A 13,294-nucleotide genomic window follows, 5' to 3' on the forward strand; every position below is an offset into this window, starting at 1 on the left:
GGCCGATCCGCAAGCGGCCCGCGGATCGCCCCAAGTCAGCCCGTAATCAATATCGCCAAGGGTTTTTCCTGTGTGAGTCGGATAAGCCGCCACCCGTCGGTGAAGGGCTTGCTATCGAGGACGCCGTAAAAAAGTACAAGAAATCGGGCGACCAATCCTAACGCCCGTTGCGTGCGCTCACGAATACTTGAAGCGCCTGCAGACGGATCGACCTGACGCGGCGCGAAGACTACATTCCAGTACGGAAGGAGACGAAATGAAAGCATTCTTGAGCCCGTGCCGCGCATGGCGCGCCATGATGGTGGGTACGCTGGTCGCAGCAGGCCTCGTTGTCGCAAGCAGTGCCCGTGCCGACGATCCGATCGTCATGAAGCTAGGCCACACCCTCGCGCCGAACAACCACTATCAGCTGACTGCCGAAGTGTTCGCAAAGGAGGTCGCTCAGCGAACCCACGGCAAGGTGAAGATCGAGATCTTCCCGCAGTCACAGCTCGGCGGCGAAGTGCAGATGGCGCAAGCGCTGCGCACTGGCACCCAGGAGCTCATGATTTCAGCACAGGCGCCGATCGGAAACACGATCAAGCAGTGGCAGATCTTCGATATGCCGTATCTCTTCAGCAGCATCGACGACGCGAACCGGGTTCTGCAAGGACCGGTCGGCCGCAAGTTTCTCGACATGATGCCGGCGGTCAACATGATCGGGCTGACATGGCTGTCCGTGGGCGAACGCAATCTGTTCACGGCCAGGAAGCCGGTCAGCTCGCTCGATGACATGAAGGATCTGAAAGTGCGGGTGATGCAGAGTCGCGGCTATATCGCGGGCTATAAAGCACTGGGCGCAAACCCGACGCCGTTGCCTTATAACCAGTTATTTCTGGCTCTTTCCCAAGGCCTGGTCGACGGAGGCGATACGTCACCGGAGCAGTTCATCCAGGACAAGTTTTCCGACGTCGCGAAGCATTACTACCTGACCCATGTGAACTATTTGCCCGTGGTGCTGGCAATGAGCAAGAGCGCCTGGACGCGCCTTTCGCTAGACGAGCAGAAGGCGTTTCAGGCGGCTGCCGCCGTCGCCGCGGCCTATGACATCAAAGAATACAAGCACGAGTACGACGACGCGCTAGCAACGATGAAGAAGAACGGAACCCAAGTGACTGAAATAGACACTGCGCCGTGGGCCGCAGCAACCGGCAGGGCGCGCGACGGCCTGCTCAGTGACATTCCTGATGGCAAGGCGCTTTATCAGGAAATCAAAGCAGCCGACAAGTCCGCTGTCGCTTCGAAATGAAGAGGGGAGCGCCATGGAAAAGCTTGCGCGTAGTCTCCTGTTTATCGACGACCTGGTCCTGAAGATCACGCTGTTCCTGTGCGGTGGACTACTTCTCACGATGGTGTGCGTCGCGGGCCTCGGGGTGGTCTTTCGCTTCATCCTGCAGGACTCGCTGTCGTGGTCCGACGAGCTCGCGGCTTATCTGTTCGTTTGGCTCACGTGCCTCGGTGCGGCGGCAGGAGCCAGGCTGCGGGTTCATCCGGAGGTACGGGTACTGGCCGACCGGTGTCCGCCCATCTTCGCGCAGACACTGGCGGACCTTATCGACTGCGTAGTCCTCGCGCTCGGCATGGTGTTCGTGATGTACGGTGGCGACATGCTCGAGCTGATGGGCACGGAAACCGCGACCTCTATGCCAGTTTCCATGGTCTACCCCTATCTCTCGATTCCCGTGTGCGGCGCGTTGCTAGTGTTTCATTCCGCCGTTCGAATCGCAGTTTCCCATCTCGCGCCCGGCGCGCAAACGAGGCCGTCCCTGTTGCAGGGCGTCTCCGAACATATCTGAGGTAAATCGACATGTGGGCACTCGCTCTAGGCGCCGGATTGCTCGGCTTGGGTGTACCGGTGGCCATTTGCATCGGCATTGCCGCGACGATTGCATTGACGCTGAATGGAACCCCACTGCTGGTGATTCCGCAGCAGCTGTTTGCGAACCTGAATAACGTCGGCCTGCTGGCCATCCCGTTCTTCATGTTGACTGGCGCCATCATGGATGCGGGCGGCGTCTCGCGCCGGATCATCGACTTTTCGCAGGCGCTTGTCGGGTTTATGCGCGGCGGCATCGGCCAGGTGACGATCGTTGCCAGCATGTTCTTCGCCGACCTCTCCGGTTCGGCGACCGCGGACACCGCGGCGATCGGCTCGGTCATGATTCCGGGGATGGTCAAGCAGGGCTATTCACGCGCGTTCGCAGTGGCGCTGCAGTCGGCCGCGGGCTCGCTCGGACTGCTCTCGCCGGTGTCGATGAGCATGCTGGTGTACGCGTACACCGCCAACGTGTCAGTCGGTACGATGTTCGTCGCGGGGATCGTGCCGATGCTGCTGGTCGTGATTTCCTTCATGCTCGTGAACTACGTCACTGCCGTGCGCCAGAACTATACGGCCGTCGAACCGTTTTCAGCCGCGCGGCTGTGGACCACGTTCAGACAGGCGATCCTGGCACTGCTGACTCCTGTGATCATTCTGGGCGGCATTCTCGGCGGCATCTTCACCCCGGTTGAGGCAGGCGTCATCGCGGCGGTCTATGTGACGCTGGTGAGCGCCTTCGTCTTCAAGTCGCTCAAGCTGTCGCACTTCAGGGAAATACTCACGCGCACTGCTATCAATACCACGCGGGTATCGTTTCTTCTCGGGCTCGCGTTCGTGCTCGGCCGCTATCTGATCGAGGCGCAAATCCCGCTGCACGTCGCCAACAGCTTTCTCGCCGTGACGACCAGCGCTTTCGTGTTGCTGATCCTGATCAATCTGTTCCTTCTGGCAGCCCATACGGTACTGGAGACGATCTCGAGTATCGCGGTGGTGATCCCTGTATTCCTGCCGCTCGTGGTGCAGATGCATATCGACCCGGTGGTGTTCGGCGTCATCGTACTGATCAATTCGGCCATCGGCATCAACTTGCCACCGATCGGCTTTTGCCTCTTTACGGCTGCATCGATCGGCGGCGTGTCCGTCGAAAAAGCGACTCGGGCTATCCTGCCGTTCATCTTCGCGCTGGCGGTCGACCTGCTGCTGATCATCGTTTTCCCGCATATTCCACGGTTCCTGCCGAACCTGCTGGCAATCAAATAACACGAGAAGGATGGGCCAGCGGCCGCACGCGCCCGGCCCGATCTCCAGAACTTCGTATGCGGCGACAGTTCTCGCGCGCAAAACGATCACAATACCAAGAGGCTCATCATGAACACGGCTCACATCGAACGAAGCGGCGCGGCGCCGGTCCCGCTGGCCGCAGGCGAGGACCTGCGGTACCTGAAGCTGGAACAACCCGCTGAGTTCGTCTGGTTGATCACGTTGAATCATCACGACAAGCGCAATGCGCTGTCTGTGCCGCTGGTGGAGGAACTGGCGCGCGTGCTCGGGGCGGCCGAAGCCAGCGATAACGTCAGGGCTGTCGTGCTCACCGGCGGCGAGCGTTTTTTCAGTGCGGGAGCTGATATCGCCGACATGGCGGCACGCGGGGTGGCAGCGTATGCGGACCCGGTGCGCCTCGCGAGCTGGAAGGCGATCGAAACGTTTCCGAAGCCGCTGATCGCCGCGGTCAACGGCTTCGCCATCGGTGGTGGCCATGAACTGGTGATGCTGGCCGATATCGTCGTCGCGGCGGACGACGCGACCTTCTCGCAGCGAGAAATCGTGATCGGCGCGCTCCCGGGCGATGGCGCCACTCAGCGCCTGCCGCGGGTGCTCGGCAAGACACTGGCGATGAAGCTCGTGCTGACCGGCGAATCGCTGACGGCTGCAGAGGCCGAGCGCCACGGACTGGTGACCGAAGTCGTCGCGCCGGCACGCAGCATCGCGCGCGCTATCGAGATCGCGTCGCTGATCGCCGCCCGCGCGCCGCTCGCGGTCCGACTGGCCAAGCGCGCGGTGCTCGATTCGTTCGAGACCGGCCTTCAACGAGGCCTGGAGCTGGAGCATCAGGCGAATCTCGACGTGTTCAAGACGGAGGATCGCGCCGAAGGCCACCGCGCATTCGTCGAAAAGCGGCCGCCGCACTTCAAGGGTCGCTGATCACTGGTGCGTCGCACATGCGCCTTTCGACGGCGATGGGCAACGCTTGCCTTTAGTTTTGACGCGCATCGAATGTTCGGGGTGAAAGCGGAGTTCGGCAGGGCCTTGGCCCGACTCGGCAGATAGCCGGACTCACGACCTAACGGAGATTGCATGAACGGACTGAACGGTATCCGCATTCTCAGCTTCAATCATTTTCTGATGGGGCCTTTGGGCGTGCAGCACCTCGCCGATTGCGGGGCCGAAGTCATATCGGTCGAACCTGTCGACGGCGCGTTTCAGCGCAAATGGGGCGGCGCTAACCGCGCCATCGATGGGCAGACGATGCTGCTTCTGCTGGGTAATCGCAACAAACGCAGTTTGGCGCTCAATCTCAAGAACGCGCGGGCGATCGATATCGTCATGAGCTTGCTGCCACAAGTCGACGTCGTCGCCGAAAACTACCGTCCCGGTGTGATGGAACAGCTGGGATTGGGTTACGACGCGCTCAGGGCAGTCAAGCCGGACATCATCTATGCGTCAGGCTCGGGATTCGGTCCTGACGGACCCTATGCGAGCCGGCCAGGGCAGGACCTGATCATTCAGGCCATGTCGGGTATCGCGACAATCACCGGAACCCGGCAGGACGGTCCGCGCGCGGTGGGCGTGTCCGTCGTCGATCATCACGGCGCTGCGCTGTATGCGAACGGTATCCTGACGGCACTGCTCAACCGTGAGCGTACGGGCGAGGGCTGCCGGGTCGACGTTAGCTTGCTGGCGGCCGCGCTCGATCTGCAACAGGAGTCTCTCACATGCTTCCTGAACGGCGAAGGCCATGACGACGTGCGACAGGCTGGGCATGTATCAGGTTGGTACTTTCCCGCGCCGTATGGCATATACGCAACTGCGGACGGTTTCATCGCATTGTCGCTGAGCCCTCTTGACATCATCTATCAGATCCTCGAGATCCCGGAAAAGGACCGGATTCCCGCGAAGCGCGCATTCGACGAGCAGCAGCAAATCTCCGACCGGCTTGCGCGCCGGCTGGCGCAGAACACGACGGCGCACTGGTTGCCACTCTTCGAGCGGCATCATGTCTGGCACACGCGCGTCAACGATTATGAGCAGGTGGTCGCCGATCCGCAGGTGCGCCACTTGAAGAGCTTCGAGACAGTCGAAGGTGCAACCGGCAGCCCCGTGACGCTCGTCAATCACCCGGTGCGCTACAACGGCAGCGCGCCGGCTATCCGCACGCCGCCGCCACGATTGGGCGCGCACACGATCGACATCCTGTCAGGGTTGGGAATGAGCCGGCCGATCATCGACTCGTTGCTGGCGGACGGGGTAATCGGCGTTGCCGAGGACGCGGCAAAAGACGGCGTTGCGTGAAGCGAGGGTGACGCCGTCCATGCGGCCAGAGTGCCACACGTGTTGATGTAAACAGGAGAAGCAGGCATGAGTGACAGGTACAGGGAAGTCATGACGGACGTGCTAGTCGTTGGCAGCGGCGGCGCTGCGCTGCGGGCTGCGCTCGAGGCAGATTCCAGCGGCGCTGACGTGCTCGTCGTGATCAAAGGTCAATTTGGCAAAAGCGGCGCGACGTTTCATAGCGTAGCCGAAGTAGGCGCCTTCAATGTGCCGGACGGAGCAGGCGATCCCAGCGATAATCCTGACGTTTTTCTCGCCGATATCCTGCATGCCGCTCAAGGCATGGCCGACCCGCGCTTGAGCGCGATTCTCGCGAACGAAGCGCAGGACTCCCTGCGGTTCCGTCGCAGTAAGGCAAGTGGGACAAGCGAAGTCGATATACAAAGGATAGCTTATGAAACCAACGAGTAAAATTGCTGGGCGGCAGACAGCGGGGTGTTGCCCGTACATTGCAGCTGTCCTTTCTTGATCATGTGCATCAATTCGATGCCACTCAGAATGACGCGCGCGCAGTTGAAATCCTTGAGCCCGAGCATCGGCCGGGTTCGGCGCTTGATGGCCCGATGATCCTGCTCCACGATGTTGTTCAAATACTTGGTCTGACGAACCTTGATGGGCATCTCGCGCTCGGCATTCACCGCGTTAAGCGCGGCCAGATTGGAGCCGCTTTTGTCGATGGTCACCGTCTCGGGCGAACCGTTCTGACCGATTGCCTTTTCGAAGAAGCGCCGCGCAGCGGCCTTGTCCCGCTTGGCTCTGAACAGAAAGTCAATGGTCTTGCCCGTCTTATCCACTGCGCGGTAAAGATACTTCCACGAGCCCTTGACCTTGATATAGGTTTCATCAACCCGCCAGCTCTTGCCGACCGGACGCTTGTGCTTGCGAAACGTCTGTTCAAACAGCGGCACCAGCTTGATGACCCAGCGATGTACCGTCGAATGATCGACGCCAATGTCGCGCTCAGCCAGCATTTCCTCAAGATTGCGAAGACTCAGTGAGTAGGCCACGTACCACCGCACGCACAGCAGCATCACTTCAAGCGGATAGTGCAGCCGCTTCAGAACCTTGGCGATGCCAGGAGCAAGCGTAGTTCGTGGCGTCAGTGTCTTCTTCATCATGCGGCCAAAGCGTTTTCCTCAGCCTCGAATTTTACCTCCCCTGCGTTAATGCGACAGAACCGTGTTTCGCTCCTACTTCAGATGAGTCGACGTTTTCTGCCATCGAAATTACACGTTGCGCCATCCGGATGTTCGCATAGTCGATCAGTTTGCCATCGACCTGAACGGCTCCACGTCCCTCGCGCTCCGCTTCGAGCAGCGCTGCCATAACACGTCGAGCCTCGCTTAGCTCGTCCTCGCTCGGAACAAAAGCGCGGAGCGTCGCATCGACCTGACAAGGATGAATGACCTGCTTCCCGTCGAAACCCATTGTTGCAGCCTTAACAGCCAATGACGACGTCAACTCGCCATCACGGAACGCCCCGCAAGGCCCATCGATTGCCCTGAGGCGGTGAGCGCGCGCCGCGACCAGGATACGCATCATCGGATAAGCCCACATGTCGAGTGCCGTGCTCGAGTAATCGCCTTGCGCCGAGCGAGAGGCGAGGCGGTATCCGGGATGCGAAAGTCCTATATCCACGCCCTTTGCCCCGATCGATGCTGAAAAGTCGCCTACGCCAAAATGCAGTGACTCGATCAATTCCGAACGTCCCGCAATCTGCTCGCAGTTCACAAGCCCGAGAGCCGTCTCGATCATCACTTCCAGCCCGACCGGCGTCTTCCGACGCTGGCGGTGAAGGTTGATCAATCCAACGACGCGGTCCACGTCAGTCGTACCTTCAACCTTCGGAACGAGCAGCGTGTCTAGCCGGGGCGCCAACGTGAGCAGCTGGGCCACCTCCCTTTCGATGGTCGCACTAGCCGGCACATTGACGCGCACGCTAACGGATTTGCGCCCCCAGTCGAGCTCGTTAATCGCCGCGATGGCGCCGAGGAGCGCGGCCTCCTTTTGAGCTTGCGGCACGGCATCTTCGAGGTCGAGAAAGACCGCATCCGCAGAACTACGGGCCGCCGACTCGACCATCCGACGCTGATGGGCCGGCACCGCAAGGAAGGTTCTTGTTACACGCATGGGACGATGATCCTCGCACGGTTCAGGGCAGGTCAGGCGATACGCAGGCGGGACGGATGCAGTCCCAGCTCCCCAAGGATGTCGTCCGTGTGCTCGCCTACATCGGGCACGCTTTTCATCGCCGGCGACAGTCCGTCAATAATCATCGGCGGCAAAAACACCTCGAGCGGCCCCTCCGGACTCCCGACGGACGTCACTCGCCCACGTTCTTGCAGCTGCGGGTGCGCAAGGAAATCTTCGACCGTATTCATGCGACCGTTGGCGATGGCCGCCCGTTCCAGAAGCTCTCCCACCTCCGCGCTCGTCCATTTAGCGAAGTACTCATTGATCAATGCTTCAAGCGCATCGCGATTGCGCACGCGATCCGGGTTCGACGCAAAGCGCGGATCGGTGCGAACTTTCGGATCACCCAGCACCTTTTCGCAAAAGCTCCGCCACTCCCGTTCGTTCTGGATCCCGAAGAAAACCGTCTTACCGTCGCCCGCGATAAACGGCCCGTATGGCGCGATGGTGGCATGACGAGCGCCGGAGCGCTGCATCGGCTTGCCGCTGTCGCGGGTGTAATACGCGGGGTAGCTCATCCACTCGGCCATCGCGTCGAACAGCGAGACTTCGAACGCGGTGCCCTTGCCTGTTCGCTCGCGACGATAGAGCGCCAGCAAAATGCCATTCAGCGCGTACATGCCGGTCGCGATATCGACGATAGACAACCCGCACTTTGCCTCTTCATCGGGTGTGCCGTTGATCGACAGGAAGCCGGTCTCGCATTGAACCAGCAAGTCATAGGCTTTCTTTTTTGCATACGGTCCCGTCGAACCGTAGCCCGAGATATCGCAAGCGATGATTCGCGGATAGCGCTCAGTGAGTGACTTGGCGTCGAGGCCGAGTCGCTTCGCAGCGCCAGGCGCGAGGTTCTGAATGAACACGTCCGCGCGTGGCAACAATTCTTCCAGTACCTCCTGCCCGAACTCGGACTTCACGTCTAACGCCAAACTTTCTTTTGAGCGATTTGCCCAAACGAACTGGCTCGACATACCGTGCATCGCCTTGTCATATCCTCGGGCGAAATCGCCGCTGCCCGGTCGTTCGATCTTGATGACGCGCGCTCCCCAATCGGCAAGATGCCGGCTCGCGAGCGGAGCGGCGATTGCCTGTTCGAGCGATACCACTGTGATGTTATCCAGGGGAAGGTTCATATCCGACGCTTTCTCAGTTGGTTTACGACTGTCCGGCGGTCCGCCCGATTGGTTGGGCCCGCCGAGAAAGTTTCTCGCAGCCGATGCAGCCTGTGAATCATCGATTTCTGAATGCCGCGTTCGCGATTGAAGACTTGCGCGGATGATCGAACAAACGAATGCAGTACATCGTTTCAGGCAACCCGATTCAGGGTGCGTTGCTCCAGAAAACTCTCCACGTTGGCGGAAACCCCATGCGCAAGCGCCTCGACTGCGGATGAACCTGCCCATGCCACGTGGGGTGTCAGCAGCAGATTGTCCGGCTGACCCGTGACAAACCGATGCTGCTCGTGCGGTGGTTCAACCTGCAACACGTCAAGCGCCGCACCGGCAATGGTTTGCCTGAAAAGCGCGGCCTCGAGCGCGCGCTCGTCGATGAGCGCGCCGCGCGCCGTATTGATCAGCACTGCAGTGGGACGCATCATCGAGAATTCGCGCTCTCCGATCAGACCTTCCGTGTCGGCTGATAGAGGGCAATGCAAAGAGATCACGTCGCAGGTGGAAATCACGGTTTCAAATGACGTATAGCCTAGCCGCACTTCAGTCCTGCCCTTGCGCTCGCTCGCCAGCACTCGCATTCCCAGTGCATTCGCTATCCGCATAACCTCCTTGCCGATTGCGCCCGAGCCGATCAGACCGAGTGTTGCTCCGCGTATGTCGGCAATGGGCGCGCCGTGAACACAAAATACCGGCGATGCGGTCCACGCGGACGACGCGGCCAACTGACTGTAGGAAAGCATTTTCCGTCGCAGCATGAATATGCAGGCGATTACATGCTCGGCGACACTCGATGCGGCATACGCAGGCACATTGGACACCTGGATACCGTGTTCACGACAGTACGCTAGATCTACGTTGTCACAACCGCTGGCCGCAATGCAAATGTACCTGAGCCGCGGAAGTTGCCTCAGCGTGTCAGACCGAAGCGGAACCTTGTTGGTGATCGCGATGTCCGCGTCTGCCAGCGCATCGACGAGCTCGTGCTCGCGGGTACTGGGGCGCTCCGTCCAGCGGTCGGATGGCCGGGGACGAGGTACTGGCACAGGCAAGGTTGCACTGTCCAGAAAAACAATATGGCTCATGTGAGTAGGTATCCCCCCGTTCGGTTACGTCGCCCGTCCTTGAATCAGACCGGGGTGTGCAGATTGCAGATGGCGAACGAAATTTTGTGCGCAACGCGGCAATGCATCGAAGTCACGGTAGCCGATCAGGCTCTCGAGCTTCGTCCATTCATCGCTGAAGGGGACGATCTTGTAGCCATAGCTTTCATCCGGCGTTTTCACGGTGACGTCAGACATGACTGCCACGCCAATCCCCGCGCGCACCATGGTGCGCATAGCATCGAAGCTCGTTACCTGCAAGCGGACACGTAACTTGCGCTGCAGGTCCGCGGCGCACGACTGCATCATCCGGAAAATCAGGCTGCCTTCGTGGAAGGCGATCAGGTCGTAATCGAGCGTCTCGGCGAAGGAGACTTCACTTCGCTCCGCCAATGGATGCTGCATGGGAACCACGACGACGAGGTTCGAACGTCTGAACGAATGCACTGTCAGTCCAGCCGTCGAAACACCAGACCAGAACACGCCCAAATCCGCGAGACCGTCGCGCAACGCACGAACGATGAACGGGCTGCTCCATTCTTCAAGATGAACGTCGATCTGCGGATAAGCTTCCAGGAAGGTACGGATGGTCGGGCCAAGAAAACCGACAATCGCGGTGCTGTTGGCGAACACACGGACTTCGCCCTTGGAGCCGTCGCCGAATTCGCTCATCTGCGCGCGCATGCGCGCCATCACCAGCATCATGTCCTTCGCGTGCGTGACAAGTTCTACTCCGGCAGGCGTCGGGCGAACGCCCATGTTGCGGCGCTCGAGGAGTTGCACTCCGAGAGTGTCTTCGAGATCGCTGATCCGCTTACTGACGGCGGACGTGGCAATGAAGTGACGCTCCGCGGCCCGCGCGAAATTGCGCTCTTCAATAACAGTCAGAAATATTTTTAGCGTTACAAGGTCAATTCGCATGCTGGTCCAGATTGTTCCTGCAAGGCGAAAGATGGGTGCGCAAGTCGTGGTTCCGACATTCAGACCTGCGCATCTAACCTGCGCCCTCAGCCGTGGTTGAGCGTGATCGTCTTCAAGGTCGTAAAGCTCAACAGGCCCTCCATCCCCTTCTCGCGACCATAGCCGCTTTGCTTCACGCCGCCGAAAGGCAACTCGATGCCTCCACCTGCGCCGTAGCAATTGACAAAGACCTGGCCTCCATCAAACGCGTGAGCCAGACGCATCTGGCGACCGCCGTCCCGCGTCCAAATACCCGCAACCAGACCAAATGCCGTGTCGTTCGCGAGATGAACGGCCTCCGCTTCATCCGAAAATGGCATTGCAACCAACACCGGGCCGAAGACTTCGTCCTGGGCAAGCGTGTGCCTGTGGGGTACGTCGCGCAAAAGCACGGGCGGCTGAAAATACCCTCCCTGCGCCGCATCCCGCGCAAGCTTCGCAGAGGCGGCAACGTGGATCTTGTCAGCCTCGGCCTTGGCGAGGAATGTTTTTACCCGATCGAGCTGGGTTGCATTGATCAACGGCCCGCAATCATAGTTGCCATCCGCGGGACCGGCCGTAACCGCTTCAAAGCTGCGCGCCAGTCGTTCGATAACTTCCTCGTAACGGGAAGCCTGCACCAGCAAACGACTACCGGCGGAACACGTCTGCCCGCTGTTCTGCACGATCGCATTGCGAATGACGGGCAATGCGGCATCCAGATCGGCGTCGTCGAAGACAATTTGCGGAGACTTCCCCCCGAGTTCGAGCGTCACGGGGCAATGATGCCTGGCCGCTGCCTGTGCGACGGCGGTGCCCGTTGCGGGAGAGCCCGTAAACGAGATATGCGCGATGCCGGGATGTTCGCTGAGCGCGACGCCCGCTTCACGGCCGTAGCCCGTTACGATGTTGAGCACACCTGCGGGTAGTCCGGCTTCTGCCGCAAGCTCGGCCAGTTCGAGATACGAGAGACAGGCGTCTTCGGCCGGCTTCACCACGCATGTGTTGCCGGCTGCCAGCGAAGCCGCGACGCTGCGTCCGAACATCGCAGCGGGATAATTCCATGGAATGATATGCCCGGTCACACCATGCGGCTCGCGAACGGCAAGCACCGTATGTCCCGGCAGAAAAGGGATGGTCTCTCCATGCAGCTTGTCACAGGCACCCGCATAGAATTCCATGTAGCGGGCGCATACGGTGATGTCGGCTGCCGCCTGCTTCAGCGGCTTGCCCGTGTCCTCCGATTCGATGCGCGTCAGCGTCTCGTGATTGTCTAGCACGAGCTGGCCCAGTCGCGCGAGAATGCGGCCGCGCTCGACTGGACCGACACGCCACCAGGTGGAGTCGAACGCTTTGCGTGCTGCTTTGACGGCGGCGTCGATGTCGGCCGCATTGCCACGAGCGATGCGCGCAAACCCCAGACCTGTGGACGGGTTGATCACAGCAATCGTGTCTCCGCTCGAGGGAGCCACCCATTGATTGCCAATGAAATGATGGGCTGTCGTCACGTTATTTCCCCTGTAACGAGATTTCTCGTTCCTTGCCGCGTTGTCCGGCGGTGAGAATGCCGTCGTCGCTTTCGATCTGGAGCGGCACCCAGTTGGTCGAACGCACGAAGTCGCCGCGCGGCTTTTCCACGGGATGTGGACGGTTCGCGACGCGGTTATAGGTGATGTATGCCTGCCAGCGGCTCTCCGCCGACATGTTTACGCCGGAGCCGTGGATGGTGAGGCAGTGGAACAGCACTAGCGTGCCCGCCTTGCCGACGATCGGCACCGGCGCGCCAGACGTCTCGAGGATCTTCTTGATCTGAGCACGCTGTACCGCGCGTTGCGGCAACTGGTAGGCGGCTTGACTATCGTCGTAATAATGGTCCAAGAGACCCAGTTTATGGCTGCCGGGGATCATATACAGCGCGCCGTGGATTTCCTGGGTGTCGCTGAGCATGACCATCGCCGTCAGCATGTCATTCTCGGGATATCCATCATGCACCCAATAACCAAAGTCCTGATGCCAAAGCCAGCCCGTGCCTTCGAGCGCCGACTTGGTGTTGACCTTGGTATGGGCGATATACACCTCTTCGCTGCCGAGCGTTTGCATCACCGGACGCAGCAGGCGTGGTGTGCGCGACAGCGCGCGATACTGCGGCGACGCAACGGGGCCGTCTTTTTCGTGGACCCGAAAGATCGAGCGCACCGCACCCGAGCGTTCGCGGAAGATGGAATCCGTCTCGATCTCGCACAAGCGCTCGGTATCCGCCCTTATCGCACGCACTTCCTCACTGGTGTAGCAATTGGGAATTGAAGTTGACCCGCGAAAACGGACACCTATGCTTTTGAGCAGGAGGTGCCGAAATGGGCAAGCATCACGAGCCGTACCCGGCGGAATTCCGGGCCCAGATGGTCGAGCTGGTGAAGTCGGGG

The 13,294-nt window shown here is 60.1% G+C and carries 13 protein-coding genes; 6 read left to right on the plus strand and 7 right to left on the minus strand.

Annotation, left to right across the window (positions count from 1 at the left end):
• Window positions 1-256 precede the first annotated feature (256 nt).
• From L5014_RS34515 to L5014_RS34540, 6 genes are all read left to right on the plus strand, one after another.
• On the plus strand, window positions 257-1,288 hold the full coding sequence (locus tag L5014_RS34515; RefSeq protein WP_238468377.1) for a TRAP transporter substrate-binding protein: 1,032 nt from the start codon (window positions 257-259) through the stop codon (window positions 1,286-1,288).
• Between the two features lie 13 nt (window positions 1,289-1,301).
• Entirely contained in the window at window positions 1,302-1,835 is a 534-nt protein-coding gene (locus tag L5014_RS34520; protein ID WP_238468378.1) for a TRAP transporter small permease, read from the plus strand.
• 11 nt (window positions 1,836-1,846) lie between these two features.
• Window positions 1,847-3,118: a TRAP transporter large permease gene (locus L5014_RS34525; protein ID WP_238468379.1), complete on the plus strand. Its 1,272-nt coding sequence runs from the start codon at window positions 1,847-1,849 to the stop codon at window positions 3,116-3,118.
• Window positions 3,119-3,226: 108 nt separating this feature from the next.
• A complete protein-coding gene (locus tag L5014_RS34530; protein ID WP_238468380.1) occupies window positions 3,227-4,060 on the plus strand; it encodes an enoyl-CoA hydratase-related protein in 834 nt (277 codons plus the stop codon).
• A gap of 153 nt (window positions 4,061-4,213) precedes the next feature.
• Complete coding sequence (locus tag L5014_RS34535; RefSeq protein WP_238468381.1) at window positions 4,214-5,428, plus strand: CaiB/BaiF CoA transferase family protein; 1,215 nt, start codon at window positions 4,214-4,216, stop codon at window positions 5,426-5,428.
• A 90-nt stretch (window positions 5,429-5,518) separates the two neighbouring features.
• Entirely contained in the window at window positions 5,519-5,878 is a 360-nt protein-coding gene (locus L5014_RS34540; RefSeq protein WP_238468382.1) for an FAD-binding protein, read from the plus strand.
• Here L5014_RS34540 and L5014_RS34545 read toward each other — a convergent pair.
• The 7 genes from L5014_RS34545 to L5014_RS34575 form a co-directional block, all read right to left on the minus strand.
• Window positions 5,860-6,585, minus strand: coding sequence for an IS6 family transposase (locus L5014_RS34545; protein WP_238468383.1), 726 nt, complete (start codon window positions 6,583-6,585; stop codon window positions 5,860-5,862). The two genes, L5014_RS34540 and L5014_RS34545, sit on opposite strands and share 19 nt — an antisense overlap.
• A 31-nt stretch (window positions 6,586-6,616) precedes the next feature.
• Window positions 6,617-7,597, minus strand: coding sequence for an HpcH/HpaI aldolase/citrate lyase family protein (locus L5014_RS34550; protein ID WP_238468384.1), 981 nt, complete (start codon window positions 7,595-7,597; stop codon window positions 6,617-6,619).
• A gap of 32 nt (window positions 7,598-7,629) precedes the next feature.
• A complete protein-coding gene (locus L5014_RS34555; RefSeq protein ID WP_238468385.1) occupies window positions 7,630-8,793 on the minus strand; it encodes a CaiB/BaiF CoA transferase family protein in 1,164 nt (387 codons plus the stop codon).
• Window positions 8,794-8,966: 173 nt separating this feature from the next.
• Complete coding sequence (locus tag L5014_RS34560; RefSeq protein ID WP_238468386.1) at window positions 8,967-9,914, minus strand: D-2-hydroxyacid dehydrogenase; 948 nt, start codon at window positions 9,912-9,914, stop codon at window positions 8,967-8,969.
• A gap of 24 nt (window positions 9,915-9,938) precedes the next feature.
• Window positions 9,939-10,853 carry a LysR family transcriptional regulator gene (locus tag L5014_RS34565; protein ID WP_238468387.1) on the minus strand — a complete coding sequence of 305 codons (915 nt, stop codon included), beginning with the start codon at window positions 10,851-10,853 and terminating at the stop codon, window positions 9,939-9,941.
• A gap of 86 nt (window positions 10,854-10,939) precedes the next feature.
• Window positions 10,940-12,379, minus strand: a complete 1,440-nt coding sequence (locus L5014_RS34570; RefSeq protein WP_238468388.1) for an aldehyde dehydrogenase family protein — start codon at window positions 12,377-12,379, stop codon at window positions 10,940-10,942.
• 1 nt (window position 12,380) lies between these two features.
• Window positions 12,381-13,259 carry a phytanoyl-CoA dioxygenase family protein gene (locus tag L5014_RS34575; protein ID WP_338019375.1) on the minus strand — a complete coding sequence of 293 codons (879 nt, stop codon included), beginning with the start codon at window positions 13,257-13,259 and terminating at the stop codon, window positions 12,381-12,383.
• Window positions 13,260-13,294: the final 35 nt, after the last annotated feature.

The organism is Paraburkholderia tagetis (genome assembly GCF_022213065.1).
Lineage (GTDB): Bacteria > Pseudomonadota > Gammaproteobacteria > Burkholderiales > Burkholderiaceae > Paraburkholderia > Paraburkholderia tagetis.

Excerpts from the sequence above, each read along its gene's own strand:
- L5014_RS34515 (WP_238468377.1), top strand. The coding sequence starts at position 257 with ATGAAAGCATTCTTGAGCCCGTGCCGCGCATGGCGCGCCATGATGGTG.
- L5014_RS34520 (WP_238468378.1), top strand. The coding sequence starts at position 1,302 with ATGGAAAAGCTTGCGCGTAGTCTCCTGTTTATCGACGACCTGGTCCTG.
- L5014_RS34525 (WP_238468379.1), top strand. The coding sequence starts at position 1,847 with ATGTGGGCACTCGCTCTAGGCGCCGGATTGCTCGGCTTGGGTGTACCG.
- L5014_RS34530 (WP_238468380.1), top strand. The coding sequence starts at position 3,227 with ATGAACACGGCTCACATCGAACGAAGCGGCGCGGCGCCGGTCCCGCTG.
- L5014_RS34535 (WP_238468381.1), top strand. The coding sequence starts at position 4,214 with ATGAACGGACTGAACGGTATCCGCATTCTCAGCTTCAATCATTTTCTG.
- L5014_RS34540 (WP_238468382.1), top strand. The coding sequence starts at position 5,519 with ATGACGGACGTGCTAGTCGTTGGCAGCGGCGGCGCTGCGCTGCGGGCT.
- L5014_RS34545 (WP_238468383.1), bottom strand. The coding sequence starts at position 6,585 with ATGATGAAGAAGACACTGACGCCACGAACTACGCTTGCTCCTGGCATC.
- L5014_RS34550 (WP_238468384.1), bottom strand. The coding sequence starts at position 7,597 with ATGCGTGTAACAAGAACCTTCCTTGCGGTGCCGGCCCATCAGCGTCGG.
- L5014_RS34555 (WP_238468385.1), bottom strand. The coding sequence starts at position 8,793 with ATGAACCTTCCCCTGGATAACATCACAGTGGTATCGCTCGAACAGGCA.
- L5014_RS34560 (WP_238468386.1), bottom strand. The coding sequence starts at position 9,914 with ATGAGCCATATTGTTTTTCTGGACAGTGCAACCTTGCCTGTGCCAGTA.
- L5014_RS34565 (WP_238468387.1), bottom strand. The coding sequence starts at position 10,853 with ATGCGAATTGACCTTGTAACGCTAAAAATATTTCTGACTGTTATTGAA.